We start from the raw sequence: 26,092 nt of genomic DNA, 5'->3' as shown, positions 1-26,092 counted from the left end.
TGCCCGGCCATCGCGTCCGTGAATCACGACGTCATGATGACTCGGCAGTTCTGCCTGCCGCGACCGAAATTTCGGGCGGCCCCGTACCGCCTCCCCCGTTGTTCGTTTCCTGCCTGCTTCAGATTTCTGTTTTACCTGGTCAGGACGGTCGGATCAGTGTGCGCCGAACAATTCCAGCAGTTCGGCCTTGCCGAACATCCGGGCCGTGTCGATGGCCGACGGAGTACCGGCGGCCGGGTCGGCGCCGCCCTCCAGGAGGGCTCGGATCACCGCTTCCTCGCCCTTGAAGACGGCTCCGGCGAGGGGTGTCTGCCCCCGGTCGTTGATCCGGTCGGCCTCGGCGCCCCGGGCCAGCAGCGCCCGTACCGCGTCCGCGTGCCCGTGGTAGGCGGCGAGCATCACCAGGGAGTCGCCGCGGTCGTTGGTGAGGTTGGCCGGTACACCCGCGTCGACATAGGCCACGAGCGCCTCGGTCCGCCCCTGCCGGGCCAGATCGAAGATCTTTGTCGCCAGCTCCACGACCTCGGGGTCGGGGGCTTCAGTCATCGGCCGGACCGCCTCTCACTAGTACGGGTGAATCGCCAGCGTACTGGCTTCCCGGGCACATGACCGGGTGCGCGCGGGGCAATGATCATCGCAGGACCGCACCGCGCGACCCGACCTGCCCGAACCGCCGATGAACGCTGCGCCGGGTGGGGGAAATCAGCCGGAATTCACCCAGTTGCACCTTTAATAGTATGGATACATCCTGTGAGCCTGGAAGTACTCATGGTGACTGTCCCCGCGAACCAGGAGAACTCACATGATTCTGTCCATCTCAGGCGTGGTCCTGCTCGGCATCATCGTCTTCCTCTTCTTCAAGAAGGACGGACTCAAGGCCTCCCACGCCCTGGTGGCCGCACTCTTCGGCTTCTACCTGGCGAGTACGGCGATCGCCCCGAGCATCAAGGCCGGCGGCGAGAGCCTGGCGAGCCTCCTCGGCGGAATCAAGTTCTGACGCCGCCCTCCCGCCCGTACGCACGCATCTCCAGGAGACAGCAGTGGCCCGCCGCCCCCTCCCCCGCATTCTGAGCAACGGCAGCGCACAGCTCGCCCGGAGCCGGGAGCTGGCCCGGACGGCGGCCGACAGCGCCACCGATGTCCTCCACCCGCTGATCACGATCACCCGCGGTCTGCGCCGGCTGGCAGCGGCCGGACGGCGCAAGTGGGCCGACACCGCCAAGGACCGGCGCGGACCGCTGCTGTTCCTGGTGGCCTCGGTGATCCTGGTCGTGGCGCTGCTTCCGTACGGCCCACTGCTGGCCGTCATCACCGTCATGGCGGCGGCAGCCTGGCAGGGCCGGGACCGCACCCGGCCGGCCCCGGACGGCCCCGACGAGTCGCAGGCCAAACGCCTCCAGGCGCTGTACGAGGCCCTGGTCCCGTACTTCTCGACCGCCGAGGACCCCGCGCCCCTGTATGCGCACGGCGGCGCGTGGGAGAAGGCCTTTCCGACCTACGGCTTCGACGACACCGGCCGCGTCAACCACCTGGTGATCCGCTACCCGGCGTACTTCACGGACGGCGAGGCCGAGGCCCGGGCCCGGATCGAGTATCTGATCACCGCCAAGTCGGGCCGCGGCCGCGAGTACCACTTCACCTGGGACGAGGAGGGCAACCTGCTCACCGTCACGGTCCTCGCCCCGCTGCCGACCGACATCGCCGCCCAGCGTTTCGTCACGTCCCCCGGCGAGACCGTCCTCGGCTTCACCGACCCCATCCAGGTCCAGCGCACACTTCCCCTCACCTTCGGTGAGGAACAGCGCGATGTCCCACCGGTGGTCTGGCGCACCGGCGTCCGCTCGACCGAGCCGCACCTGCTGGCGGTGGGGCAGCCGGGCAGCGGCACCTCGACCCTGCTGCGCTCCATCGCCCTCCAGGCCCTCCAGCACGGCGACGTACTGATCGTCGAGGGCGGCGGCACCGGCGAGTACGCCTGCCTCATCGGCCGGGACGGTGTGCTGACCGTGGAGTGCGCACTGGCCGGGGCGCTGGCGAGCCTGGAGTGGGCCGCCGCCGAGACGGAGCGCCGCCTGATCGCGGTCAATCGAGCGCGCCAGGCGGGCCACCCGTCGCCGGACGACACCAAGCGCCCGCTGTGGATCCTCCTGGACCGCCCGAGCGCCTTCACCCACGTCGCCGCCGCGGACGGCCGCAAGGACCCGCAGTCCCTGCTCCAGGTCCCGCTTCGCCACGGCCGTGCGGCGAACGTCACCGTGATCGTGGCCGACCAGTTCGACAGCCTGGACACTCTGAGCGATCCGGTACGACAGCACACCCGCGCGCGGGTCGTCCTGGGTCCGGCCACGGCCGACCAACTGAAGACGGTCCTCGGCACACCCCCGCACACCACCCCCGTCACCCATGTCCCTCCCGGCCGCGGCTACGCCCGCCTCGGCACGGGCCAGGTCCACCGCCTCCAGGTCCCCGCCACCCCGGACCCCTACGACGACACCACGACAGAGGCCCACCGCCAGGCGGTACTGGACCTCCTCCCTCCGAAGACAACACCGGCAGACGCGGAACCGGAACAACTGCCGGAAGAGTCGCAAGAGCCGGAACCGAAGCAGCTCACCGAAAAGGCAGCGGCAGTGGAACCCGCGTAACCGAGACGTCAACCCAAACTGCGCCCACGCACCGTCACGCCACAAACGTACGAGGCGTCTCAGTCCCCCCGGTTCCCCCAGCCCCACCGCTCTCCACCAACCGAGCCGCGGCAGCCAGCCGCGCCGCGGCCTCCTCCGCCACCGCGCCCCCCACGGTGAACGGCAACCGCACATACCCCTCGAAGGCCCCGTCCACCCCGAAGCGAGGCCCGGACGGCACCCGTACCCCCACCCGCTCCCCCGCCTCCGCGAGCCGCGACCCGGACAGCCCCCCGGTCCGCACCCACAGCGTCAGCCCACCTCGCGGCACCTCGAACTCCCACTCCGGCAGCTGCCTGCGCACCGCGGCCACCAGCGCCTGACGGTTGTCCCGCGCCTGACCACGCCGTACCTCCACCGCCTTCTCCCAACCCCCGGTGCTGAACAGCCAGTTCACGGCCAACTGCTCCACCACAGGCGTCCCCAGATCCGCGTACGCACGCGCGGCGACCAGGCTGCGGATCACATCGGGAGCCGCCCGCACCCACCCGATCCGCATCCCGGCCCAGAAGGCCTTGCTCGCGGACCCCACGGTGATGACGGTCGAGCCGGCGGGGTCGAAGGCACACACGAGCCGCGGCATCTCGACCTCGTCGTCGAGCCACAGCTCGCTCATCGTCTCGTCGGCGATCAGCACGGTCCCCGCCGACCGCGCCGCATCGACTAACTGCCGCCGCTGGTTCTCATCCGCCAGCGCACCGGTCGGATTGTGGAAGTCGGCGACGACATAGGCGATCCGCGGCGCCGCCTCCCGCAGCACCTGCCGCCACCGGTCCATGTCCCACCCGGCAAGACCCTCGGCCATGGCGACGGGCACGAGCCGAGCACCCGCCGCCCGCATCAGCTGCAGGATGTTGGCGTACGAAGGCGACTCCACCGCGATCCGCTCGCCCCGCCCGCCGAAGAGGTGGCAGATGGCGTCGATGGCGCCCATCGCACCCGTCGTCACCATGATCTGCTCGGGCATGGTCGGAATCCCGCGTGCGGTGTACCGCTCGGCGATCATCGCGCGCAGCGCCGGCAGCCCCGCCGGATAGTCGCCATGCGTGTGCGCGTACGGCGGCAACTCCTCCAGCGCCCCCTGCACCGCCCGTGTCAGCCATGGCTCGGGCGCGGGCAGCGCCGCGCAGCCGAGGTCGATCATCGAACCGAGCGCCTCGGGCGGCAGGGGCTCCAGACCGCGCGCCGGCAGCGGATTGCCGGCCGGCACGGCGGTCCAACTGCCCGCTCCACGCCGGGACTCCAGGAATCCCTCGGCACGCAGCGCCTCGTAGGCCGCGGCGACGGTCGTACGACTGACGGACAGGGAGAGGGCCAGCTCGCGTTCGGCGGGCAGTCGGGCGGCCACCGGGACGCGGCCTTCGAGCACGAGCAGCCGGATGCCGTCGGCGAGCGCGCGGTAGGCGGGCGGACGGCGCGTGCCCGGGCCCGCCGGGCGGTCCTGCTGGGAGCTGAGCAGCCGGGCGAGCTGAGCCGCCCCCACCGCCGATGTCCACTGCGCCATGGAAATCAGTCCACCTTCCCCGAATTGGCCATGGATCACGCTTCTCCTCAAGCCACAGGGTGTCATGCATCAGGCCACAACCACCACCAGGGGGGAACGTCGTGTCCGCGAAGGGCCAATTGACGCGCCGACTGATCCAGCTGTACGCCGGTCTCGCCCTCTACGGAGCGAGTTCGGGTCTGCTTGTCGAGGCGGGGCTGGGGCTCGAGCCGTGGAACGTGCTGCATCAGGGCCTGGCCGAGCTGACGGGCCTGACGATCGGCGTGGTGTCGATCGTGGTCGGCGCGGCGGTCCTGCTCCTGTGGATCCCGCTGCGCCAGCGCCCCGGCCTCGGCACCGTCTCCAACGTCTTCGTCGTCGGCATCGCCATGGACGGCACCCTCGCCCTGCTGCCCGCCGCCCACTCCCTGGCCGTACGCATTCCTCTCCTGCTCGCCGGAATCCTGCTCAACGGAGTGGCCACCGGCCTCTACATCGCCGCGCGCTTCGGTCCGGGCCCCCGGGACGGGCTGATGACCGGGCTGCATCGGCGCACCGGCCGCTCGATCCGGCTGATGCGGACGACCGTCGAGGTGGCGGTGGTCGTGACGGGCTTCGCCCTCGGCGGCACGATCGGCGTCGGCACCCTGCTGTACGCGGTGTCGATCGGCCCGCTGGCCCAGCTCTTCCTGCGCGTGTTCGCCGTTCCGCCGGCACCGGGCCGCAGCACGGTCGTTGCCGAAGGGCAACCCCATGGGGCGATACTTCGTCCGTGAGCACGCGGATACGCCACCCCTATCTCGACCATCCCGGCCCGATCGCCTTCGCCCACCGCGGCGGCGACGCGGACGGCCTGGAGAACACCGCGCTGCAGTTCCGGCGCGCGGTGGAGCTGGGCTACCGGTACCTCGAGACCGACGTCCACGCCACGTCGGACGGAAAGCTCGTCGCCTTCCATGACGCGACCCTGGACCGGGTGACCGACGGTGCGGGCCGGATCGCCGACCTGCCGTGGCAGGACGTGGCGCACGCGCGCGTGGCGGGCAAGGAGCCGGTGCCCCTCTTCGAGGACCTGCTGGAGGAGTTCCCCGACGTCCGCTGGAACGTCGACATGAAGGCCGAGCCCGCGCTCCACCCGCTCCTCGAGCTGATCGAGCGCACGAACACCTGGGACCGGATCTGCGTCGGCTCCTTCTCCGAGGCGCGTGTGGTGCGCGCCCAGCGGCTGGCCGGGCCGCGCCTGGCGACGTCGTACGGCACCCGCGGCGTCCTGAACCTGCGGCTGCGCTCCTGGGGCGTGCCGGCGGCGCTGCGCCGCTCCGCGGTCGCCGCGCAGGTGCCCGAGGCCCAGTCCGGCATCCAGGTGGTGGACCACCGCTTCATCCGCACCGCCCACGCGCGCGGGCTGCAGGTGCATGTGTGGACGATCAACGAGGCCGACGCCATGCACCGGCTCCTCGACCTGGGAGTCGATGGCATCATGACCGATCACATCGACACATTGCGCAAGGTCATGGAGGACCGGGGCCTCTGGGTGTGAGCCCCGGCGGGCGCTGGCCTTCTCGGGGAAGCGAGGGCACGGGTGGGCACCGGCACCGTGCGGACGGAAGCGGCCGACGAGGCCACGGAGCGGCGGCGTGAGCAGCGCGGCTGGTATTTCTACGACTGGGCGTGCTCCGTCTACTCGACGAGCGTGCTCACCGTGTTCCTGGGCCCCTATCTGACCTCGGTCGCGAAAGAGGCCGCGGACGGGGACGGATTCGTGCACCCCCTGGGGATCCCGGTCCGCGCAGGGTCCTTCTTCGCGTACTCGGTGTCCCTGTCGGTGATCGTGGCCGTGCTGGTGATGCCCCTGGTGGGCGCCGCCGCCGACCGCACCGGCCGCAAGAAGCCGCTCCTCGCGGCAGCCGCCTACGTGGGGGCCGCGGCCACGACGGCGATGTTCTTCCTGGACGGGGACCGCTACCTGCTCGGCGGCCTCCTGCTGATCGTCGCCAACGCCGCCCAGTCCGTGGCGATGATGCTCTACAACTCCTACCTGCCGCAGATCGCCCCGCCCGAGGAACGCGACGCGGTCTCCTCCCGGGGCTGGGCGTTCGGCTATGCGGCGGGCGCGCTGGTCCTCGTACTGAATCTGGTGCTCTATCTCGCCCACGACACCTTCGGTGTCTCGGAAGGGACCGCCGTCCGCATCTGTCTCGCCTCGGCCGGTCTGTGGTGGGGCGCCTTCACCCTCATTCCGCTACGACGGCTGCGCGACCGCCGGTCCACGGCGAAGGAGGCGACCGCCCCCGGCTTCCGGCAGTTGGCGGCGACCGTCCGGGACATGCGCCGCCATCCGCTGACGCTGGCGTTCCTGCTGGCGTATCTCGTCTACAACGACGGCATCCAGACGGTGATCTCCCAGGCCTCCGTCTATGGCTCCGAGGAGCTGGGGCTCGGGCAGTCGACGCTGATCGGGGCGGTGCTCATGGTCCAGGTGCTGGCGGTGGTGGGCGCCCTCGCACTGGGGCGGCTGGCCCGCACGTACGGCGCCAAGCGCACGATCCTCGGTTCCCTGATCGCCTGGACGGTGACACTGGGCGCGGGCTACTTCCTGCCGGCGGGCGCTCCGGTCTGGTTCTTCGTGCTCGCCGCCGGCATCGGCCTCGTCCTCGGCGGCAGCCAGGCACTGTCCCGCTCCCTGTTCTCGCATCTGGTCCCGCCCGGAAAAGAGGCCGAGTACTTCTCGGCGTACGAACTCAGCGACCGGGGCATGAGCTGGTTGGGCCCTCTTCTGTTCGGTCTCACCTACCAGCTGACCGGAAGTTATCGGGACGCGATCATCTCTCTAGTGGCCTTCTTCATCCTGGGATTCGCCCTGCTCGCACGGGTTCCGGTGCGGCGGGCGATCGCCGACGCGGGCAACCCCGTTCCGGACAGGATTTAGCACTCAAGGCGAAAGGGCGGTAGTGTACGCGTTTGGCCTGCCAGGCGTACCGTTACTGCGCGTCAAAGATGCCGAAACGCTGGGTGACATCTGCTAGCAGATGTGACAAACCGGGCGCTGGTGGGTACAACAAGGGGCGGCTACGACGGCGACGCATGACCCCGGAACGGGACACGGAACGGGAATCTTTACCGCCGACCGGACGTTGACCGGATGACGACGACAGCGACACCTGTCCTGTGGGCGACAAGCCCGGGAGGCACGATTCATGAGTGAGCGAGCTCTTCGCGGCACGCGCCTCGTGGTGACCAGCTACGAGACGGACCGCGGCATCGACCTGGCCCCGCGCCAGGCCGTGGAGTACGCATGCGAGAAGGGACATCGCTTTGAGATGCCCTTCTCGGTCGAGGCGGAGATCCCGCCGGAGTGGGAGTGCAAGGTCTGCGGGGCCCAGGCACTCCTCGTTGACGGCGACGGCCCTGAGGAAAAGAAGGCCAAGCCCGCGCGTACACATTGGGACATGCTGATGGAGCGGCGCACCCGCGAGGAGCTCGAAGAGGTCCTTGAGGAGCGTCTGGCAGTTCTGCGGTCCGGTGCGATGAACATCGCGGTACATCCGCGCGACAGCCGCAAGTCCGCGTGATACCTGCGGGGCTTGGGCAGTAAGCAACACACGCACACAACCGCGGGCGCCGTACGTGAGATTGACGTACGGCGCCCGCGGTTTTCGTGTGCCCGGGCGGGCCTCAGCCCGTGATCGGCGGGCGCGGACCCTGCGGGGCGTCCCCGGGCTCGTCCCGGATGACCTCTCCCTGCACGACCTTGCCGTCGGGGCGGTGCATACGCGCCTGCTGGAAGGCATCGCCCAGGGTGCCGGAACCGGCCTCGCGCAGGGTGCGCTCGAAGGTGCGCTGCGCATACCGGCTGATGGCCTTCTGGACCGGCGGAACCAGCAGGAGCAGGCCCACCGCGTCCGAGACCAGGCCGGGGAGCATGAGCAGCAGACCGCCGAGCATCATCAGCCCGTTGCCCTCGCTGTTGCCCGACGGGGCCGGGGGCGCCGCGCCGCTCTGCTGCTGTTGCAGCGTCTCGGTGAGGTTCCGGAAGGCACGGCGGCCGGCCCGCTTGATGACCACCGCGCCGAGCACCAACCCGGCGAGCAGCAGCAGGAACACCGTGAACACGCTGGAGGCGCCCGCGACCACGGTCAGCAGCCAGATCTCCAGCACCAGCCAGGCGGCGATGGACAGCGGCAGGAAGGTGCGCAGCCGGGAGCGCCGGGGCCGTGCGGGGTGGGTGGGGGTCGGAGCGCCAGTCGTCATGCGTCCAGTGTGCCTGGGTCCGGCTCAGTACGGGATAAGAGGACGATCAATGGTGCCTGTGAGGCCGTAGGTCTACGACTGTGACGGCTTGCCCCGGCCGAGGACCTTGCCGACCCGCTCCCCCACGCCCCATGTGGTGACCCGCCACAGGGCCTCCACGAGGATGTCCCGGCTCATCTTGGAGTCGCCGTGCTCGCGCTCCACGAAGGTGATGGGGACCTCGACGACGTGGTATCCGGCCTTGATCGCGCGGCGGGCCAGGTCGACCTGGAAGCAGTAGCCCTGGGAGGCGACCTCGTCGAGGCCGAGGCCCTCCAGGGTCTCGCTGCGGAAGGCGCGGTAGCCGCCGGTGACATCACGGATGGGGACGTCGAGCAGCACACGCGAGTAGAGGCTGCCGCCGCGGGAGATGAACTCGCGGGACTTGGGCCAGTTCACCACCCGGCCGCCGGGCACCCAGCGGGAGCCGAGCACCAGATCGGCGCCCTTGAGCGCGGTGAGCAGCCGGGGCAGTTCCTCGGGCTGGTGGGAGCCGTCGGCGTCCATCTCGATCAGTACGCCGAAGCCGTGCTCCATGCCCCAGCGGAACCCGGCGAGGTAGGCGGCACCGAGGCCCTCCTTGCCCTGGCGGTGCAGGACATGGACCTGGTCGTCCTCGACGGTCAGCTCGTCGGCGAACTTGCCCGTGCCGTCGGGGCTGTTGTCGTCGGCGACGAGCACGTGAGCCTTGGGGACGGCCTTGCGCACCCTCCCGACGATCGCCTTGATGTTCTCCGCCTCGTTGTAGGTCGGGATGATCACCAAGGCCGTGCCGAGCGGCCCGAACTGCCTCCCCTGGCTCTGTGCCGCGAGGGTCCCGTCGCCGTCGTTCACTGCTGCCCCTTCGTGTCCGTGCGCAGGGCTCCACCATAGTGGGCGCTGCCTGCGTGGACGCGTCAGAAGGGTCGTACACCGGTGTCGATTCGGCAAGGGCCGGGTATGTGTCCCCTTTCCGACGTCTGTGATCCAGGACGTCCGCGGGACTGCGGATGGGGGCCCGGCGCCCTTCGGGCCGACCTGGGACCCGCTGGCTGCGGGTCGACCGAAAGGCCGTTGTCTACTGAGCGCCCGGGCCCCACCCGGGTCACACCTCCCCGACCGGCCGGAACGCTCCCTCGTCGCGGCGCGGGCGCTGAGCCTGGCTGCCAGTGGCGGTGCCCCGGTGCGGCGACACCGTCCCTGACCCAGCGGCGTGGCGACGACTGCACGGAGGTTCTCCGGTCGGGCGTCCGGTGGTGGACTGGGCCGAACCTACCGGCCCCCCGCCATCGGCTGTCAACAGCCGTTTGACCTGCGGATATCTACTCAAAGCCCTGGTCAGTGCGGAGGATACGCAGGTCGAGCGACAGTGCGCCTGGCGCCGATCTTGTGCGCGCCACCCCGTGACGTCACTCGCCCGGCCGTACAAACACGGTTCGTCCGCCCACCACGGTCCGCAGGCAGACGGGGAGCTCGGCGCCCGGGCTCAGATCGGGCAGACCGGGGGTGCCGGAACGGGGGTCGGTCGACCAGCGCGCGACCCGGTCGTCCGGAGCCTGCACGACCAGCGCGTCGGTGCGCCACACGGCGTAGTCCGCGGGTGCGCCCGGCACCAGCACGCCGGCGTCGTCCCGTCCGACGGCCCGCCAGCCGCCCCGGGTGTGGGCCGTGAACGCGGCGCGCGCGGAGACCCGGTGCTCGGGCGTCCGGTGGAAAGCGGCGGCCCGGACGGTGCCCCAGGGGTCGAGGGGCGTGACCGGGCTGTCGGAGCCGAAGGCGAGCGGGACGCCGGCGCGCAGCAGGGCCGCGAAGGGGTTCAGCAGGCGGGCCCGCGGTACGCCGAGACGCTGGGCGTACATGCCGTCCTCGCCGCCCCACAGCGCGTCGAAGGCGGGCTGTACGGAAGCGGTCAGACCGAGCTCGGCGAAGGCGGCGACGGTGTCCGGGGTGAGCATCTCGGCGTGCTCGACGCGATGCCGGGCGGCGCGGACGCGGGCGAGGCCGACCTTCTCCGCGGCGGCGCGCACGCCGTCCACCACGGCCGTCACGGCGGCGTCCCCGATCGCGTGGAAGCCCGCCTGGAGGCCCGCTTCGGTGCAGGCGGCGACATGGGCGGCGACCGCGGCGGCGTCCAGGTAGGAAACGCCGGTGTGGTGGGCGTCGGCGTACGGCTCGTGCAGACAGGCGGTGCGCGAGCCGAGGGAGCCGTCGACGAACAGGTCGCCGGCCGCGCCGACGGCGCCCAGCTCGCGCGCCTTCTCGACATCCTGCTCGGCCCAGTAGCCCACCACCCGCGGGCCCGGCTCCTCGGCCGCGAGCCGCAGCAGGCCCGTGAAGTCGTCCTCCGAGGAGATGTCGGGGCCGGCGCACTCGTGGACCGAGCCGATGCCGACGGAGGCGGCGTGGGCGAGGGCGGCGCGCTGGGCCTCGGTGCGCTGTGCGGGCGTCACGGCTGCGAACGCGGCGGCGCGTACGGCGTGATGGGCGTCGCGGGTGAGCGGTTCGTCGGCCCGCGTGATCCCGCCGGGGACCAGATCGAGCAGGGCCGTCGTGACGACCGCCGAGTGGACGTCGATACGGGACAGGTACAGGGGGCGGCCGCCCGTGGCCGCGTCGAGTTCCGCGCGGGTCGGCGGGCGGCCTCCGGGCCAGCGGGCGGCGTCCCAGCCGTGACCGAGAAGGACCCGGTCGTCCGGGCGGGCGGCGGCGAAGTCCCGTACGGCGGCGAGGGCCGCGTCGAGGGAGGGAGCGGTGGACAGGTCCAGGCCGGTGAGGGCGAGACCGGTGGACGTGGTGTGGACATGGGCGTCGGTGAACGCGGGGGTGACGAGCGCGCCGTCCAGGTCGACGACCTCGTCCACCCCCTCGGCGAAGGCGTCGGCGGCACCTTCGGAACCCACCCAGGCGACCTGTCCGCGCTCGACGACCATCGCGGTCGCGAACGGATCGGCGGGGCTGTGGACCTCCCCGCGGCGGAGGAGGACGGTGCGGGGGGAGGCAGCGGCGCGTTCACTCATGAGGGACAGTTTCGCGCCTCACGCGCGGCGGCCTGTCGGCAGGGCGCTCAGATCCTCGGCGGCCGTGCCTCGTACGGCGTCGACAGCACGACCGTCGTCCGCGTCGAGACACCGGCCAGCGACCTCACCCGGGCCAGCAGCTCCTCCAGCTCGTGCGGGGTGGCCACCCGGACCTTGAGGATGTAGTTCTCGTCGCCCGCGACGCTGTGGCAGGCCTCGATCTCGGGCACGTCGGCCAGTCGCTCGGCGATGTCGTCGGGGGCGCTGGGGTCGAACGGCTTGACCGAGATGAAGGCGGTGATGGGCAGCCCGACGGCCTCGGGGTCGACGACCGCCGCGTACCCGCGGATGACGCCGCGCTGTTCCAGCCGGCGCACGCGCTGGTGCACCGCCGACGTGGACAGGCCCGTGGCCTTGCCCAGGTCGGTGTAGCTCATCCGCCCGTCCTTGACGAGCAGCTGCACGATCTGTCGGTCCAGCTCCTCCATGGCGCAAGAACCTACAGTGCCGTTGATCTCCTCGGATACCTGAGCACTCCAGGTCATACCCGGTTCGTGATGTGCCCGAGAGCAGCCTGTGAGCGGACTGAGGGACAAACGTGCCACCCCGGGCACCTGCGGATGGCATGTGACGAACGCCACAGGCCCGCCGGATTCTCCGTGATGTCCCCGTGATTAACGCCGAGACGGGGCGGGAAGTGCTTGCTGTGGTCGAGGCCGCAGTGCCGTCACGGCCCAGCCCGAGGGGGAGAATCCCATGCACAGTGTTAAGCGCCCTGGTCGAACCACGCCCAAGCGGCAGCAGCCGGTCGTCGAGCCCCAGCCGGAGGGCGTCGAACCCGACGCTGCCGAGGCTCTCGAAGCGGAGGAGTTCGACGCGTACGACACCTTCGAGATGTACCGGGTGATCTGCCCGGACTGCGCACAGCCCATCGCCCTGCTGGCGGACGAGGAGATCCTGCCGGAGCACGCGCTGTGCGCTTCGCCGTGGAACCCGTTCGGGCTCACGGTCTGCGCCGGCACCGGCCGTCGCGCGTCCGAGGCCCGTCCCGCGGACGAGTCGGCCGAACCCCAGGAGCAGGACACCGCCCTGCTGTTGACGCTTCCGCAGGGGCTGGACTGGCGCAAGCAGCCCTTCTCGCACGTCGGCGGACCGGGTTCGCGCCCCATGCGGGTCCCCGTGATGCGACGTCACGCCGCCTGAGCCGGCTCGCTCCATCCCCGTAGCTGCCCTGCACCATGGCTCGCACGCTGCCGTGGTGCAGGATCAGTGCGTCCGGGTCCGCCGACAGGTTGCCGCGGCGCGACTGACGATGCGTCAGGTAATCGTAGGAAACCATATACGGAGCAATACGTCCGCGAACTCACAGACGATTTCGCGGCTCGGTGACCTGCCGATCGGCACGGGCGTTGGCCAGGTATGACCCCCACCTATCCGGCGACGGGGCGAGCCCGCCGGGTGTTCGTTCCGGCGCCCGCCAAATCGGTTCCGCCGGCGCCGCCGCAGCCCCAGGATCCCCCCATCTACCGCGATCTCATGCGCAAGTGGGCCGACCGCGGGCGCACCCTGCCGGGGCGCCACGACCCGGAGTGGACCCGGCTCGCGGCGCCGCCGCGCGGACTGAGCCAGGTCAGCGGGTCTCGGGACCCGCGAGATGACGGGCGATGACCATCCGCTGGATCTGGTTGGTGCCCTCGACGATCTGTAGCACCTTGGCCTCGCGCATATTGCGCTCGACCGGGAAGTCGGCCGTGTAGCCGTACCCGCCGAGGACCTGGACGGCGTCCGTGGTGACCTTCATCGCCGTGTCGGTGCAGTGCAGCTTGGCCATGGCGGCCTGCTTGGCGAACGGCCGGCCGGCGTCCCGCAGCCGCGCCGCCGCCAGATACAGCGCCCGGCCCGCCTCGAGCTGGGTCGCCATGTCGGCGAGCAGGAAGCGCATCCCCTGGAAGTCGGAGATCGGCCGCCCGAACTGCTGCCGTCCGGTGGCGTACGCAAGCGCCTCGTCGAGCGCCGCCTGGGCCAGGCCGATGGCGCAGGCCGCGATGCCGAGCCGCCCGGAGTCGAGCGCGGCGAGGGCGATCGCGAAGCCCTGCCCCTCGTCGCCGATGCGCCGTTCGTCGGGCACTCGCACTCCGTCGAAGTGGACCTGCGCGGTCGGCGACCCCTTCATGCCCATCTTCTTCTCCGGCGCCGCCGCGCTCAGCCCCTCCGCGTCGGCGGGCACCAGGAACGCGGTGATCCCGCGCGCGCCCTCCGCGCCGGTGCGGGCCATGACGGTGTAGAAGTCGGCGACCCCGCCATGGGTGATCCAGGCCTTCGTGCCGGTGATCACCCAGTCGTCGCCGTCCCGCACGGCCTTCGTCCGCAGTGAGGCCGCGTCCGAGCCGGACGACGGCTCGGACAGGCAGTACGCGCCGAGCAGTCCGCCGCCGAGCATGTCGGGCAGGAACTCGACCTGCTGCTGCTTGCTGCCGTAGGTGGCGAGCGCATGGCAGGACAGGGAGTGGACGCTCACCCCGAGACCGACGGTGAGCCGGGCCGCGGCCAGCTCTTCGAGCACCTGGAGGTAGATCTCGTACGGCTGGTCGCCGCCGCCGTACTCGGAGTCGTACGGCAGTCCGAGGAGGCCGGATTCCGAGAGCAGGGTGAAGATCTCACGCGGGAAGCGTCCGGCGTCCTCCTCCTCGGCCGCCTTCGGGGCGATCTCGCGCTGGGCGATGTCACGAACGAGGGCGAGCAGATCCCGTGCCTCGTCCGTGGGCAGTTGTCGGTCCACCGGCTGCGGGGTGCGGTCGGTCATGGCGACGCTCTCCTCCCTGACGGGCACGGACGGGCTCGCCTGGTGGGTGGGGCGGCTCCGACGGTCTGTCTCGATGCGGGCCGGTGCTCGGGTTCTCCCGGGTTGCGGAAGGTTCTGACCAGCGGCTCTGCGCTGTGAGTATGCCCGATCGAAGGCACCGAGTCACCAGTTAACGACCGCTTACTTCAAGAACTTCCGGGTACTCAGCGCACGCGGCAATCGACGGAAAGTGACACGGGGCGCGTCCACGTTCGCTAGCCTGGCGGAATCGGTCTGGGAGCTCTTGAAGGCACGAACCGGTTCATCCGGGGACACGGTTGTGGTAGGCGCCGATCAGACTGGTGCCACCGGGACCTTCCCGGTGTGGGGCACGTCACCGGTCCCGCGCCCCTCCGGGCGGATGCGACCTTGGTACCGCAGCCAGCGGCACGAAGGAGCGCGACGAGGTGTGAACATCGGGCGCAAGGCTCCGGTCGTTCACGGCCGAGAAGGTGACGGAGTGGGGCACCTATTGCCGCCGGACGCCCGAGGTGGGCGTCCGGCTCACCCACATCAACTACGCCTTCGGCAATGTCACCGGCGGCAAGTGCGCGGCGGGCGACAACTACGCGGCCACCGAACGGACTTACACCGCCGCCGAGTCGGTGGACGGCGTCGCCGACACCTGGGACCAGCCGCTGCGCGGCACCTTCAACCAGCTGCGCGAGCTGAAGAAGAAGCACCCCGGCCTCAAGGTCCTCTGGTCCTTCGGCGGTTGGACCTGGTCGGCCGGTTTCGGCGAGGCCGCCAAGAACCCGGCCGCGTTCGCCCAGTCCTGCTACGACCTGGTCGAGAACTCCAAGTGGGCGGACGTCTTCGACGGCATCGACATCGACTGGGAGTACCCGAACGCCTGCGGCGCCACCTGCGACACCAGCGGCCGGGCCGCCTTCACGAACCTCATGCAGGCACTGCGGGCCAAGTTCGGCGCGAGCAACCTGGTCACCGCGGCGATCACCGCCGACGCGACCGCGGGCGGCAAGATCGACGCGGCGGACTACGCGGGCGCGGCCCAGTACGTCGACTGGTACAACCCGATGACGTACGACTTCTTCGGCGCCTGGGCCACGACCGGCCCGACGGCACCGCACTCACCACTGAACTCGTACCCCGGTATTCCGCAGGCCGGTTACTACTCCTCGGCGACCATCGCCAAGCTCAAGGGCCTCGGCATCCCGGCCGCCAAGCTGCTGCTGGGCATCGGCTTCTACGGCCGCGGCTGGACGGGAGTGACGCAGGCGGCGCCCGGCGGCACGGCGACCGGTCCGGCGGCGGGGACATACGAGGCAGGCTTCGAGGACTACAAGGTGCTCAAGACGAAGTGCCCGGCGACCGGCACGGTGGGCGGCACCGCATACGCCAAGTGCGGGAACAACTGGTGGAGTTACGACACCCCCGCGACCATCGCGACCAAGATGACGTACAAGAACCAGCAGGGGCTGGGCGGCACGTTCTTCTGGGAGCTGAGCGGTGACACGGCCGGCGGCGAGCTGATCAAGGCGATCAACTAGCCCCCTTCCACGGGGGCTTGGGGCGGAGGACCACGAGACCTCCGCCCCTTGGGGTGTTCAGGTGTCCCGGCGGACGGGCTGGGGAGCGGGGTAGGCCGGGTCCAGTTCTTCGATGGCGCGCATCGCGCCGCCCAGCGACTTGACCAGCAGTTCGCACATGACGTCGCGGGAGAGTTCGGGGCGGTCGATCCAGTCCAGGGCGGCGCCTTCGACGCTGCACACCCAGGCGAGCAGGCCCATGCGGGCCAGCGGGGCGATGTCGCTGCGGCCGTACGCACCCTCGGCGATGGTCGCGACGATCGCCTCGCGCACCCCGTCCCGGATGGCGTGCACCTCGGCGTCGAAGCCGACGCCACCGCTGACGATGGTGCGGTAGGCGGCCTGGTTGTGCTCGGCGTAGCGCAGATAGCTGTCGATCGTGCGGTGGACGCGGTCCACCGGCGGCAGTTGGAGACCGCTCGCGGCGTAGGTGACCAGGTCGGCGACGGAGTCCTTGATGATCGCCAGGTAGTAGCCGCGCTTGGACTGGAAGTAGTAATAGATCAGCCCCTTGGCCACCTGCGCCTGCCGGGCGATGTCGTCCATCGAGAGCGCGTCGTAGGACGTGTCGGCGAACAACTTCCGCCCGATGGCGATGAGTTCGGCGCGACGCGCCAGCGAGCGCTCGGTGCCGCGCACCCGGGGGTGCTCGGCGTCGCGCTGATGGCTGATATTCAATTTCGACCCTGGTCTTCAACGGGCTGCGGGACATCCGCAGTATGTCAGGTCGAACAGGGGATCAGGTCACAGCAGCCCGAGTTGGGCCACGAGCATCGCGACCACCACGACGAGGGTCCAGCCCATGACGTGTTCGAGGATCTCCGGGCCGTCGTCCTTGGGTCCGCCCGTCCGGGCGCGGGCGCGGGAAGCGGTGGCTGCGTTCGCGGTCATGATGTCCACCTTGCCAGCATCGGGGGCTTTTGCGGCCGAGACCTTGCTCACAGCCCGGCGGGTGCGTCAGCTCACGCCCACGGCCTTGAGCGCCAGGCGCTGCTGAGCCGTCGGCTGCGCCGGGAAGTACAGGTAGCAGACCCCGCCCGTGCCGGAGACGACGTCGCCCGCGGCGTTGTACCGCTTGGTGCGGAGCCAGACGTTCTCCCACTCTCGGCGCCGGTAGACGCGTCGCACCGCCTCGTTGCTCGGCGAGGCCGGGTCGTTGGCGATCACATCGCCGTCCGCCGTGAACCCGATGACCGTCATCAGATGCCCCGCGGTGCCGTACCCGGCCCCCGTCAGCTCGCTCGCCAGGAAGGACTGGGATGTTATGGCCGGAATACCGGCCACGATCAGCGTCTCCAGGTCGGTGAGCGAACCGAGCCGGGTGACCACGCCCTGGAGCCCCTGGAAGGTGGCGGCGTAGGCGACGTTGAACGGCCAGTTGCCGCAGCCCTCGTACTGGTGGTCGTAGGTGAACCGGGCCGCGTGGCACACCTGCGGATCGGCGTACGACGGGTCGACCCAGGCCAGCTGCTCGGGTGTGAGACGGCCGCCCCAGTACTCGATGATCATCTGCGAGGAGGTGGGGCTGCACCAGGCCTCGCCGCCGTTGTCGTACTCCGGGTACTGGCCCTCATGGATGTCCTGCGAGTAGCGCGGCACGTCCAGCTCCCGGGCCAGGCCGGGTGTGGAGGCCGGGACGGTGAAGCGGTCGGGGACGTCGGAGCCCATCGCACCCAGCCGCCACACGGTGGGGGTGCTCTTCGTGCCCGGCTTGCGGTAGAGGGTCAGCCGCAGCCGGTACGACGCCAGCCGCAGGCCCGTCGACGGGTCGTCGATCGCGAAGGTGTCCGTCCAGACGCTGCTCTTGCCGTCCTTCTGGCCGTCGACCGACGTGCGCTTGATGTCCCGGTCACCGGCGACCCAGCGGCCCATCACGTACCAGGGGGTGTTCGTGCCGTCCGTATATGTCCCCCGCAGCTCGACCTGGAGCCAGGTGCCGTCCGGGGTGTGCGCGTTCCAGGACGCGATCGCCTCGGCCGAGGGGACGGAGAGCCGGTGGACGGGGGACGTCCAGGTCGCGTACTCCCAGGTGGCCGTCCTGCCGGTGTGCGGGTCGGTGTAGTCGACGGTGCCCGCGGGGGCGTCGAGCACGACGCCGGGGCGGGCGCCGGCGACGGCCCGGGTGCCGCGGGCGGTGCCGCCCCGCCAGTCGGCGTACGTGGTCCAGGCGCGGTTGTCGACAAAGCGAGGCTGGTCGGCCTGCGCCGGGTCCTCGGCGTCCGCCGCGGCCTCGGTGACGGAGGCGGGGGCCGAGCCGCCCGCGACGGCCGCGACGACGGCGGCGGCCAGGACGCTTCTGCGGGACGGCTGTTCGGCTCTGCTCATGGGCGGCAATCCCCCAGGTGTCCGAGTCGGGGCAGGTCCGGTGCACGGTGGTGCGCCCACTATGGACGGAGGCGATGTGCCCGGGCCAGCACATCCGCTCATGCCACACCCACCAACATTGGTGTCGACCACTGTCACGACCTGCGGCGCGGCCCCGCACCTAGAATGAATCGACCCCCTTCCGCACCCCCGGGAATCACGATTCACGACCTCGTCCTCCGGCTCCGCCGACTCCCCCCGTCCTGCGGCCCGGTCCGTCTGATCGGGATCGACGGACACGCCGGCTCCGGAAAGTCCACGTTCGCCGGGCAGTTGGCCGACGCGCTGGGCGGCGCTCCCGTGCTCCGTCTCGACGACATCGCCAGCCATGAGGAATTGTTCGACTGGACGGACCGGCTGCTGGGCCAGGTGATCGAGCCGCTCGCGCAGGGCAGGACCGCGCGCTATGCCCCGTACGACTGGCGGGCCCGCCGCTTCGGACCGGACCGCCTGCTGCCGCCCGCACCCGTGATCCTCGTCGAGGGCGTCGGCGCCGGACGCCGGACGCTGCGCCCGCACCTGGCCCATCTGCTGTGGATGGAGTTGCCGCACGAGGAGGCCTGGACGCGGGGGCGGAACCGGGACGGGGAGGAGCAGCGGGAGTTCTGGGCCGGGTGGGTCCAGGCGGAGCGGCGGCATTTCGCCGATGACCCTTCGCGCCCCTTCGCCGACCTCCTGGTGCGACAGTGCGAAAAGGGATACAAGGTGTGTCCGGGGCCCGTTGGAACGGTTGGTCCGGACCGCGAAATCACACACGGTGACGGGCCATCGGCAATGTGCTGAACTTGTGAAGACCCGGGTGTTCGAACTTCGCGGAGTCCCCCAACTCGGCTTGACCGGGGGGCCGTACAGGTCTTACGTTCTCAATGTGCGGCCATTTGAGAGCCGCCCACAGACGCGAAGCCCCCGGTTGTTCCCCCGTGATCGGGGGCTTCGTTCTGTCCTCTTCGCCCATTTCGGGCGCTGCCCGGCATGATTCGCTCACCCTCGGTCACCGAGCCGAGTGCGCCCCATATGCTCCCACCTCGTCAAACGGCCCATGCGGCACCCTGGGGCGGGCGACACCTGCGCAGGTACGATGCCCTCGTTGCGACCTTCGGACGGCTGCTCTGCGCACCGTTGCAACTCCGGTCCGCGGTAGGGCGGTTCGACCAAGGATGCCGACGGGCACCGGGCCCGGCGGCGAACCGAACGGGGGCACGGTTTGTGGGGGGACGTGATGGACTTCGGCACGCAGGGCCCCGAGGCCCCGGCCGACCTGGCCTGGCTGCGAGGCGTCGATGCCTACACGATGGGCGCTTATCCGCAGGCGGAGGAGGAGTTCCGGGCCGCGGTGCGGATGGACCCCGGGATGGCCGACGGCTGGCTCGGACTGCATGCGCTGCGCGTGGACACGACGACCGCGCTGCTCAGGATGTTCCGGCACCGGGACCGCTTCGGCGAACAGCGCGCCCGGCACCGCCGCACCCTCAACTCCTGGTACTGGCTGGGCTGGTGGGTGCAGCCCGTGCTGGAGAGCCCCCGCGATCTGCTGCTCGCGCACGCCTCCCACTGGCTGGACGGCCGCCACGTCCCTGAACTCGACCGGGCTCTCGCGGGGCTGCCGCCGGTGGACACCGACCATCAGGTCCGCTTTCTGCACGCCTGCCGGGCCTATCTGGTCAAGGACTGGGAACAGCTCGTCCGGCACACCGACCCGCTGATCGACGACCAGATGCTCGGCATCGAGGCGGGCCTGTTCGGCGGTATGGCCAGGGTCCGGCTCGAGATGTACGGCCAGGCCGAACCTCTTCTCTCGGCGGCCCTGATGCGCTGCCGCAGCGAGCAGCCCCAGCGCAAGGAGCTGCGCTACTGGCTGGCCCGGGCGCACGAGGGGACGGGACGGTCGGCCGCCGCCCTCCCGCTCTACCGGGCGGTGCACCGCATCGACCCCGCGTTCATGGACACCTCGGCCCGGCTCGCCGCGATCGCCGAGGGCGACGGATACGACGACGCCACCGACCTCGCGGCGATCACGCTGTCCGGTGGTCAGGACGTGGCCGACGGGCCGGACGCCCTCGACCCGCTCTTCGGCATGGAGGGCAGGGACCTCAAGCTGTCCGGGCCCGACCTGCCGCCGACCGGTCCGCTGCCGTCCGTGATCGATCCGGCGGTGCGCGAGAAGTCGGTCGTCCCGACGCCGCCCCTGCCGGCCGGCCCGACCGACCCCGCGTTACTCGAGGAGGCGCTCGCCGAGCTCGAGCGCATGGTGGGTCTGGAGCCGGTGAAACGCCAAGTCAAGGCGTTGTCCGCGCAGTTGAACATGGCCCGGCTGCGGGCCGGTCAGGGACTGCCGGTCCAGCCGCCCAAGCGGCACTTCGTGTTCTCCGGGCCGTCGGGGACGGGGAAGACGACGGTGGCGCGGATCCTTGGGCGGGTCTTCTACGCCCTCGGCCTGCTCGGCGGCGACCACCTGGTGGAGGCCCAGCGCGCCGATCTGGTCGGCGAGTACCTCGGCCAGACAGCGGTGAAGGCCAACGAGCTCATCGACTCCGCGATCGGCGGCGTCCTCTTCGTCGACGAGGCCTACTCGCTCTCCAACACCGGGTACGGCAAGGGGGACGCGTACGGCGACGAGGCGCTGCAGGTGCTGCTGAAGCGGGCCGAGGACAACCGCGACCACCTCGTGGTCATCCTGGCCGGCTACCCCGAGGGCATGGACCGTCTCCTCGCCGCCAACCCCGGTCTGTCCTCCCGCTTCACCACCCGCGTCGACTTCCCCTCCTACCGCCCCCTCGAACTCACCTCCATCGGCGAAGTGCTGGCCGCGGAGAACGGGGACGTCTGGGACGAGGAGGCGCTGGACGAGCTGCGGTCCATCGCCGGGCATGTCGTCGACCAGGGCTGGATCGACGAGCTGGGGAACGGACGGTTCCTGCGGACGCTGTACGAGAAGAGCTGCGCGTACCGGGATCTACGGTTGTCGGCCTATCCGGGGACGCTGACGAGGGACGACTTGTCGACGTTGCGGTTGCCTGACTTGATGCAGGCGTACGGGGAGGTGCTGTCGGGGAGGGGCCCGCAGGACCCGTCAGCGATGTAGCGCCGCTGAGCCTGCGGGCAGTCGTGCCGCCTGGGGCCGCACGACTGCCCGCAGCGGCGGCGGGCTCTGCTAGCTGGCCAGCACCTCCTCCGGCGCCCCCGACCGCGGCTCCGAAACCTTCTGCACGGCGGTCACCGCGCGATGTGCGGGATCCCGCACCTCGCCCACCAGCAGCTCCAGTACGTCCTCCAGCGCCACAAGCCCCAGCACCTTCCCGGCCCCGTCGGCCACCTGCGCGAGGTGGGTCGCGGCACGCCGCATCACGGTGAGCGCGTCGTCCAGCGGCAGTTCCGACCGCAGGGTCGTCATCGGCCGCCAGATCCGCTGCGGCACCGCCCGCTCGGACTCCTCCAGATCGAGTACGTCCTTGACGTGCAGGTACCCCATGAAGGCACCGTTGTCGGCGACGACCGGGAAGCGCGAGTACCCGGTGCGGGCGGTGAGCGCGATGATCTGGCCCGGCGTGACCGAGGGACTGACCGTCACCAGCGACTCACGGCCGAGGAGGACGTCGGTGACCTGGCGGGAGCCCAGTTCCAGCGCGTCCTCCAGCCGCTCCTGCTCCTCGGGGCCGAGCAGCCCCGCCTGGCCGGAGTCCTCCACCAGCCGGTTGAGCTGCTCGCTGGTGAAGACCGCCTCGACCTCGTCCTTCGGCTCGACGCGGAAGAGCCGCAAGATGCCCTGGGCGCAGAAGCCGAGGGCGACGGTGATCGGCTTGCAGAGGCGGGCGAAGGCGACAAGACCCGGGCTGAGCCACAGCGCGACCTTCTCCGGGGCCGCCATCGCGAGGTTCTTCGGGAGCATCTCGCCGACGACGAGGTGGAAGAAGACGACCGCCGCGAGGGCGATGACATAGGTGAGCGGGTGGATCATCGCGTGCGGGAGATGGATCCACTCGAAGACCGGTTCCAGGATGTGCGCGACCGTCGGCTCGGCCACCGCGCCCAGCGTCAGGGAGCAGACGGTGATGCCGAACTGGGCGGCGGCCATCATCTGCGGCAGCCGCTCCAGGCCGTACAGCACCTGCCGGGCCCGGGCGGTGCCGAGCGGTTCGATCTGGCTGCGGCGTACGGAGACGAGGGCGAACTCGGCGCCGACGAAGAAGCCGTTGGTGAGCACGAGCAGTGCGGCGAACAGAAGTTGGAGCACGCTCATCGGACGGCCTCCGCGGCGACGAGGGCCGTCCTGACCAGCCGTACCCGCTCGGCGCGGTAGTGGCCGACCTGGCGCACCGCCAGCCGCCAGCCCGGCAGCTCGGCCTTGTCGCCGACGGCCGGGATCCGGCCGAGCAGGTCGGCGACCAGGCCCGCGACCGTCTCGTACGGTCCTTCGGGCACGTCGAGGCCAATGCGCTGGAGGATGTCGACCCGGCAGCTGCCGTCGACGTCCCACGCGGCCCTGCCGTCCTCCGGCGGGGCGGGGGCGAGTTCGGGCACGTCCTGACCGTCGTGCTCGTCACGGACCTCGCCGACGATCTCCTCGACGATGTCCTCCAGGGTGACGACCCCGGCCGTGCCGCCGTACTCGTCGACGACGACGGCGATGGGCTGCTCGCTGCGCAGCCGGGCGAGCAGGGGCTGCACCGGCAGGGTCTCGGGGACCAGCAGGGGCGTCTGGGCGATCCGGGTGACGGGGGTGCGCAGCCGTTCGCGCGAGGGGACCGCCAGGGCGTCCTTGAGGTGGACCATGCCGACGATCTCGTCGATCCGCTCCCGGTAGACCGGGAAGCGGGACAGACCGGTGGCGCGGGTGAGATTGACGACGTCCTCGGCGGTCGCCGACGACTGCAGCGCGCTGACCTTCACGCGCGGGGTCATGACGTGCTGTGCGGTCAGCTCGGCCAGCGACAGGGTCCGTACGAACAGGTCCGCGGTGTCCTGTTCCAGGGCGCCGGCGCGTGCGGAGTGCCGGGCCAGGGAGACGAGTTCGCCGGGGGTGCGGGCGGAGGCCAGCTCCTCGGTGGGCTCGATGCCCAGGGTGCGGACGAGCCGGTTGGCGACCGCGTTCAGCCCGGCGATCACCGGGCGGAACAGCCGCGCGAAGGCGTGCTGCGGGCCGGCGACGAAACGCGCGACCTGCATCGGGCGGGAGACCGCCCAGTTCTTGGGCACGAGTTCGCCGATCACCATCTGCACGGCCGAGGCCAGCAGCATGCCGACGACCACGGCGACGCCGGGCACCGCACCGTCGGGGATGCCGATCGCCGTGAGCGGGCCGTCAAGGAGCTGGGCGAGCGCCGGTTCGGCGAGCATGCCGACGACGAGGGAGGTGATGGTGATGCCGAGCTGGGTGCCGGAGAGCTGGAAGGACAGCTCCTTCAGCGACTCGACCACCGTACGGGCGCGTTTGTCGCCCTCGGCGGCGGCCTTCTCGGCGTCCGCGCGCTCGACCGTCACCAGGCCGAACTCGGCCGCCACGAAGAAGCCATTGGCGAGAATCAGCAGGAATGCGGCTGCGAGCAGCAGCAAGGGGGTGGTCATGCCGCCGCCTCGATATGTCGGGAGGGGGCGGCGCAGGTACTACAGGACGATCCGTCCATCGCTGGAAGGAGTCACTCCTCGGGTAGCAGGGGGCCTCTGAAGACCGGGTGGAACATCAGAGACGGAGGCGCAACGAGCACGCCTCCGCCAACAGATTAATCAAGACATGGCGTTCTACGTCAGATCCCTCGTCGAATGTGCTTCGGCGAGCGCCCGCAGGGTCCTGGCGTCGGCGATGGCGCGCTGCTTGGCGATGCCCGGCTGGATGCCGAGCGCGGGCAGGCTGGTGCCGTCGCTGAGGTCGAGGAACACCCAGGGGTCGCCCGGACGCAGGTTCACCTGAAGGATTTCGGCCCATTCCAGATGGCGTCGGCCGGCGATGTTCACGACGGTCACCCCGGTCTCGGCAGCGACCACTTTCGGCCGGGCGAGCATCAGGAGGACGCCGCAGAGCAGGGCCGCCGTGAAGATGAAGCTGAGGCGCTCGCCCGGGCTGAGCTGCTCCAGCAGCAGCGCGACGGTCGTGATGACGACGAAGATCGCGGCAGCGGCGGTGAGCAGGACGGCCCGGGTGCGGGTCGGCCGGAAGGTGACGGGGAGGGCGGGCAGGTCGGACATGTTCTCCACGCCTCTCAGAGACGGCAGGCGTGGATGGCCGTGGTCAGGATGGCCCGGGCGCCGATGTCGTACAGGTCGTCCATGATCCGCTGGGCTTCCTTGGCGGGAACCATCGCACGGACGGCGACCCAGCCCTCGTTGTGCAGCGGGGAGACGGTCGGCGACTCCAGACCGGGCGTGAGCGCGACGGCCTTCTCCAGCTGCTCGACGCGGCAGTCGTAGTCCATCATCACGTACGTCCGGGCGACCAGGACGCCCTGGAGGCGGCGCAGGAACTGCTGCACCTTGGGCTCCTCGCCGTTCTCGCCGGTGCGGCGGATCACGACGGCCTCGGACTTCATAATGGGCTCGCCGATGACCTCGAGGCCAGCGTTGCGCAGGGAGGTGCCGGTCTCGACGACGTCCGCGATGACTTCGGCGACACCGAGTTCGATGGCGGTCTCGACGGCGCCGTCGAGGTGGACGACGGCGGCATCGATGCCGTGGTCGGCGAGGTGCCCCGCGACGATGCCCTCGTAGGACGTGGCGACCGTCATGCCGTCCAGGTCCTCGACGCCCTTGGCCGTGCCCGGCTTGGTGGCGTAGCGGAACGTGGAGCGGGCGAAGCCGAGCGGGAGGATCTCCTCGGCGTTGGCGCCGGAGTCGATGAGCAGGTCGCGTCCGGTGATGCCGATGTCGAGGCGGCCGGAGGAGACGTAGATCGCGATGTCGCGGGGGCGGAGGTAGAAGAACTCGACCTCGTTGTGCGGGTCGACGATCCGCAGTTCCTTGGACTCGCGGCGCTGCTGGTAGCCGGCCTCATGCAGCATCTCCGCCGCAGGGCCGGACAGTGAACCCTTGTTGGGGACGGCGATGCGCAGCATGAGGTCGGCTTCCTTTGCTCGAAGGGTGGTGCGGGGGACGGGGATTCACAGGTGGGCGTAGACGTCGTCCAGGGAGATGCCGCGGGCGACCATCATCACCTGAACGTGGTAGAGCAGCTGCGAGATCTCCTCGGCGGCCGCCTCCTTGCCCTCGTACTCGGCGGCCATCCAGACCTCGGCGGCCTCTTCGACGACCTTCTTGCCGATGGCATGGACGCCCTTCCCGACCAGTTCCGCGGTGCGGGAAGTGGCGGGGTCGCCGGTGGCGGCCTTCTGCTGGAGCTCGGTGAAGAGCTCCTCGAACGTCTTCTTGGACATGGTGGCGCCCACTTTACGCGTTGGGTCGACCGACCTAACGCCACGGCTCGGATACTGAGCGGAGGGTCGCCGCCGTCGCCACCGCTGCCGTCACCGCCTCGTGTCCCTTGTCCTCGTTGGAGCCGGGCAGCCCTGCCCGGTCGAGGGCCTGTTCGTCGGTGTCGCAGGTCAGCACGCCGAAGCCGATGGGGACGCCGGTGTCGACGGAGACCTGGGTGAGGCCCTGGGTGACGCCCTGGCAGACGTACTCGAAGTGGGGGGTGCCGCCGCGGATGACGACACCGAGGGCGACGATCGCGTCGTAGCCGCGGCCCGCGAGGACCTTGGCGACGACCGGGAGTTCCCAGCTGCCGGGGACCCTGAGGAGGGTCGGCTCGTCGATGCCGAGGTCGTGCAGGGCGCGCAGGGCGCCGTCCACCAGGCCGTCCATCACCTTCTCGTGCCACTGTGCCGCGATGACGGCGACCCGCAGGTCCCCGACGCCTCGTACGGACAGTTCCGGTGCACCCTTGCCGCTCACGT

26 protein-coding genes are annotated in these 26,092 nt (G+C 70.6%); 10 read left to right on the top strand and 16 right to left on the bottom strand.

The window, feature by feature from the left end; genetic code table 11:
* Positions 1-153: 153 nt before the first annotated feature.
* On the bottom strand, positions 154-546 hold the full coding sequence (locus OG828_RS40605) for an ankyrin repeat domain-containing protein (protein ID WP_328441608.1): 393 nt from the start codon (positions 544-546) through the stop codon (positions 154-156).
* A 256-nt stretch (positions 547-802) separates the two neighbouring features.
* Between OG828_RS40605 and OG828_RS40600 the strand changes: the two genes are divergently transcribed.
* The gene (locus tag OG828_RS40600; protein WP_015661880.1) at positions 803-997 is read left to right on the top strand and encodes a hypothetical protein; all 195 of its coding nucleotides are present in this window, start codon (positions 803-805) and stop codon (positions 995-997) included.
* Between the two features lie 43 nt (positions 998-1,040).
* Positions 1,041-2,645: a hypothetical protein gene (locus OG828_RS40595; RefSeq protein WP_328503963.1), complete on the top strand. Its 1,605-nt coding sequence runs from the start codon at positions 1,041-1,043 to the stop codon at positions 2,643-2,645.
* A gap of 34 nt (positions 2,646-2,679) precedes the next feature.
* On the opposite strand, the gene OG828_RS40590 is transcribed toward OG828_RS40595, so the two are convergent.
* Entirely contained in the window at positions 2,680-4,188 is a 1,509-nt protein-coding gene (locus tag OG828_RS40590) for an SCO1417 family MocR-like transcription factor (protein WP_328441605.1), read from the bottom strand.
* A gap of 101 nt (positions 4,189-4,289) precedes the next feature.
* Here OG828_RS40590 and yczE point away from each other — a divergent pair, with 101 nt between their 5' ends.
* The 4 genes from yczE (at position 4,290) to OG828_RS40570 (ending at position 7,739) form a co-directional block, all read left to right on the top strand.
* Positions 4,290-4,943, top strand: coding sequence for a membrane protein YczE (yczE, locus tag OG828_RS40585; protein ID WP_328368395.1), 654 nt, complete (start codon positions 4,290-4,292; stop codon positions 4,941-4,943).
* Positions 4,940-5,707: a glycerophosphodiester phosphodiesterase gene (locus OG828_RS40580; RefSeq protein ID WP_328368392.1), complete on the top strand. Its 768-nt coding sequence runs from the start codon at positions 4,940-4,942 to the stop codon at positions 5,705-5,707. The genes yczE and OG828_RS40580 overlap by 4 nt, the downstream gene beginning before the upstream one ends.
* Positions 5,708-5,749: 42 nt before the next feature.
* Entirely contained in the window at positions 5,750-7,096 is a 1,347-nt protein-coding gene (locus OG828_RS40575; protein WP_328368389.1) for an MFS transporter, read from the top strand.
* Between the two features lie 268 nt (positions 7,097-7,364).
* A complete protein-coding gene (locus OG828_RS40570; RefSeq protein ID WP_003977404.1) occupies positions 7,365-7,739 on the top strand; it encodes an RNA polymerase-binding protein RbpA in 375 nt (124 codons plus the stop codon).
* A 103-nt stretch (positions 7,740-7,842) separates the two neighbouring features.
* Here OG828_RS40570 and fxsA read toward each other — a convergent pair whose 3' ends face one another.
* The 4 genes from fxsA to OG828_RS40550 form a co-directional block, all read right to left on the bottom strand.
* Positions 7,843-8,418, bottom strand: coding sequence for an FxsA family membrane protein (gene fxsA / locus OG828_RS40565; protein ID WP_328368386.1), 576 nt, complete (start codon positions 8,416-8,418; stop codon positions 7,843-7,845).
* 72 nt (positions 8,419-8,490) lie between these two features.
* Positions 8,491-9,291 (bottom strand): polyprenol monophosphomannose synthase, encoded by an 801-nt coding sequence (locus OG828_RS40560; protein ID WP_328368383.1) that lies wholly within the window; start codon positions 9,289-9,291, stop codon positions 8,491-8,493.
* A 554-nt stretch (positions 9,292-9,845) separates the two neighbouring features.
* Positions 9,846-11,453, bottom strand: a complete 1,608-nt coding sequence (locus OG828_RS40555; protein ID WP_328503962.1) for an amidohydrolase — start codon at positions 11,451-11,453, stop codon at positions 9,846-9,848.
* A 47-nt stretch (positions 11,454-11,500) separates the two neighbouring features.
* Positions 11,501-11,941, bottom strand: coding sequence for an Lrp/AsnC family transcriptional regulator (locus OG828_RS40550; protein ID WP_328368378.1), 441 nt, complete (start codon positions 11,939-11,941; stop codon positions 11,501-11,503).
* A 268-nt stretch (positions 11,942-12,209) separates the two neighbouring features.
* On the opposite strand from OG828_RS40550, the gene OG828_RS40545 reads away from it, so the two are divergent.
* A complete protein-coding gene (locus tag OG828_RS40545; RefSeq protein ID WP_210581374.1) occupies positions 12,210-12,656 on the top strand; it encodes a hypothetical protein in 447 nt (148 codons plus the stop codon).
* Between the two features lie 427 nt (positions 12,657-13,083).
* Here OG828_RS40545 and OG828_RS40535 read toward each other — a convergent pair whose 3' ends face one another.
* The gene (locus OG828_RS40535) at positions 13,084-14,256 is read right to left on the bottom strand and encodes an acyl-CoA dehydrogenase family protein (protein WP_328503961.1); all 1,173 of its coding nucleotides are present in this window, start codon (positions 14,254-14,256) and stop codon (positions 13,084-13,086) included.
* Positions 14,257-14,747: 491 nt separating this feature from the next.
* Here OG828_RS40535 and OG828_RS40530 point away from each other — a divergent pair, with 491 nt between their 5' ends.
* Positions 14,748-15,806 (top strand): glycoside hydrolase family 18 protein, encoded by a 1,059-nt coding sequence (locus tag OG828_RS40530; RefSeq protein ID WP_328503960.1) that lies wholly within the window; start codon positions 14,748-14,750, stop codon positions 15,804-15,806.
* A gap of 57 nt (positions 15,807-15,863) precedes the next feature.
* Here OG828_RS40530 and OG828_RS40525 read toward each other — a convergent pair whose 3' ends face one another.
* The 3 genes from OG828_RS40525 to OG828_RS40515 all read right to left on the bottom strand — a co-directional run bounded on the left by OG828_RS40525 (position 15,864) and on the right by OG828_RS40515 (position 18,170).
* A complete protein-coding gene (locus OG828_RS40525; protein ID WP_328503959.1) occupies positions 15,864-16,523 on the bottom strand; it encodes a TetR/AcrR family transcriptional regulator in 660 nt (219 codons plus the stop codon).
* A 66-nt stretch (positions 16,524-16,589) separates the two neighbouring features.
* Positions 16,590-16,736: an SCO1431 family membrane protein gene (locus tag OG828_RS40520; RefSeq protein ID WP_210581365.1), complete on the bottom strand. Its 147-nt coding sequence runs from the start codon at positions 16,734-16,736 to the stop codon at positions 16,590-16,592.
* Positions 16,737-16,802: 66 nt separating this feature from the next.
* Positions 16,803-18,170 carry a peptidase C39 family protein gene (locus tag OG828_RS40515; RefSeq protein WP_328503958.1) on the bottom strand — a complete coding sequence of 456 codons (1,368 nt, stop codon included), beginning with the start codon at positions 18,168-18,170 and terminating at the stop codon, positions 16,803-16,805.
* 165 nt (positions 18,171-18,335) lie between these two features.
* Here OG828_RS40515 and OG828_RS40510 point away from each other — a divergent pair, with 165 nt between their 5' ends.
* Both OG828_RS40510 and OG828_RS40505 read left to right on the top strand, forming a co-directional pair.
* The gene (locus OG828_RS40510; protein WP_328503957.1) at positions 18,336-18,992 is read left to right on the top strand and encodes a uridine kinase family protein; all 657 of its coding nucleotides are present in this window, start codon (positions 18,336-18,338) and stop codon (positions 18,990-18,992) included.
* Between the two features lie 436 nt (positions 18,993-19,428).
* A complete protein-coding gene (locus OG828_RS40505; RefSeq protein WP_328503956.1) occupies positions 19,429-21,291 on the top strand; it encodes an AAA family ATPase in 1,863 nt (620 codons plus the stop codon).
* Between the two features lie 69 nt (positions 21,292-21,360).
* On the opposite strand, the gene OG828_RS40500 is transcribed toward OG828_RS40505, so the two are convergent.
* The 6 genes from OG828_RS40500 to ribH all read right to left on the bottom strand — a co-directional run bounded on the left by OG828_RS40500 (position 21,361) and on the right by ribH (position 26,090).
* On the bottom strand, positions 21,361-22,446 hold the full coding sequence (locus OG828_RS40500) for a hemolysin family protein (protein WP_210581359.1): 1,086 nt from the start codon (positions 22,444-22,446) through the stop codon (positions 21,361-21,363).
* Complete coding sequence (locus OG828_RS40495) at positions 22,443-23,771, bottom strand: hemolysin family protein (protein ID WP_328368349.1); 1,329 nt, start codon at positions 23,769-23,771, stop codon at positions 22,443-22,445. Before OG828_RS40495 ends, OG828_RS40500 begins: the two co-directional genes overlap by 4 nt.
* A 174-nt stretch (positions 23,772-23,945) precedes the next feature.
* A complete protein-coding gene (locus OG828_RS40490) occupies positions 23,946-24,389 on the bottom strand; it encodes a PH domain-containing protein (RefSeq protein ID WP_328368347.1) in 444 nt (147 codons plus the stop codon).
* A gap of 14 nt (positions 24,390-24,403) precedes the next feature.
* The gene (gene hisG, locus OG828_RS40485; protein WP_328503955.1) at positions 24,404-25,252 is read right to left on the bottom strand and encodes an ATP phosphoribosyltransferase; all 849 of its coding nucleotides are present in this window, start codon (positions 25,250-25,252) and stop codon (positions 24,404-24,406) included.
* A gap of 45 nt (positions 25,253-25,297) precedes the next feature.
* Positions 25,298-25,570 carry a phosphoribosyl-ATP diphosphatase gene (locus OG828_RS40480; RefSeq protein ID WP_086760055.1) on the bottom strand — a complete coding sequence of 91 codons (273 nt, stop codon included), beginning with the start codon at positions 25,568-25,570 and terminating at the stop codon, positions 25,298-25,300.
* A 34-nt stretch (positions 25,571-25,604) separates the two neighbouring features.
* A complete protein-coding gene (ribH, locus tag OG828_RS40475) occupies positions 25,605-26,090 on the bottom strand; it encodes a 6,7-dimethyl-8-ribityllumazine synthase (protein WP_301978282.1) in 486 nt (161 codons plus the stop codon).
* Positions 26,091-26,092: the final 2 nt, after the last annotated feature.

Source organism: Streptomyces sp. NBC_00457 (assembly GCF_036014015.1).
Classification (GTDB): domain Bacteria; phylum Actinomycetota; class Actinomycetes; order Streptomycetales; family Streptomycetaceae; genus Streptomyces.
This window is presented reverse-complemented; position numbering and strand designations above follow the sequence as displayed.

Excerpts from the sequence above, each read along its gene's own strand:
- OG828_RS40605 (WP_328441608.1), bottom strand. The coding sequence starts at position 546 with ATGACTGAAGCCCCCGACCCCGAGGTCGTGGAGCTGGCGACAAAGATC.
- OG828_RS40600 (WP_015661880.1), top strand. The coding sequence starts at position 803 with ATGATTCTGTCCATCTCAGGCGTGGTCCTGCTCGGCATCATCGTCTTC.
- OG828_RS40590 (WP_328441605.1), bottom strand. The coding sequence starts at position 4,188 with ATGGCGCAGTGGACATCGGCGGTGGGGGCGGCTCAGCTCGCCCGGCTG.
- OG828_RS40570 (WP_003977404.1), top strand. The coding sequence starts at position 7,365 with ATGAGTGAGCGAGCTCTTCGCGGCACGCGCCTCGTGGTGACCAGCTAC.
- fxsA (WP_328368386.1), bottom strand. The coding sequence starts at position 8,418 with ATGACGACTGGCGCTCCGACCCCCACCCACCCCGCACGGCCCCGGCGC.
- OG828_RS40555 (WP_328503962.1), bottom strand. The coding sequence starts at position 11,453 with ATGAGTGAACGCGCCGCTGCCTCCCCCCGCACCGTCCTCCTCCGCCGC.
- OG828_RS40550 (WP_328368378.1), bottom strand. The coding sequence starts at position 11,941 with ATGGAGGAGCTGGACCGACAGATCGTGCAGCTGCTCGTCAAGGACGGG.
- OG828_RS40545 (WP_210581374.1), top strand. The coding sequence starts at position 12,210 with ATGCACAGTGTTAAGCGCCCTGGTCGAACCACGCCCAAGCGGCAGCAG.
- OG828_RS40535 (WP_328503961.1), bottom strand. The coding sequence starts at position 14,256 with ATGACCGACCGCACCCCGCAGCCGGTGGACCGACAACTGCCCACGGAC.
- OG828_RS40520 (WP_210581365.1), bottom strand. The coding sequence starts at position 16,736 with ATGACCGCGAACGCAGCCACCGCTTCCCGCGCCCGCGCCCGGACGGGC.
- OG828_RS40515 (WP_328503958.1), bottom strand. The coding sequence starts at position 18,170 with ATGAGCAGAGCCGAACAGCCGTCCCGCAGAAGCGTCCTGGCCGCCGCC.
- OG828_RS40510 (WP_328503957.1), top strand. The coding sequence starts at position 18,336 with ATGAATCGACCCCCTTCCGCACCCCCGGGAATCACGATTCACGACCTC.
- OG828_RS40505 (WP_328503956.1), top strand. The coding sequence starts at position 19,429 with ATGGACTTCGGCACGCAGGGCCCCGAGGCCCCGGCCGACCTGGCCTGG.
- OG828_RS40500 (WP_210581359.1), bottom strand. The coding sequence starts at position 22,446 with ATGAGCGTGCTCCAACTTCTGTTCGCCGCACTGCTCGTGCTCACCAAC.
- OG828_RS40495 (WP_328368349.1), bottom strand. The coding sequence starts at position 23,771 with ATGACCACCCCCTTGCTGCTGCTCGCAGCCGCATTCCTGCTGATTCTC.
- OG828_RS40490 (WP_328368347.1), bottom strand. The coding sequence starts at position 24,389 with ATGTCCGACCTGCCCGCCCTCCCCGTCACCTTCCGGCCGACCCGCACC.
- hisG (WP_328503955.1), bottom strand. The coding sequence starts at position 25,252 with ATGCTGCGCATCGCCGTCCCCAACAAGGGTTCACTGTCCGGCCCTGCG.
- OG828_RS40480 (WP_086760055.1), bottom strand. The coding sequence starts at position 25,570 with ATGTCCAAGAAGACGTTCGAGGAGCTCTTCACCGAGCTCCAGCAGAAG.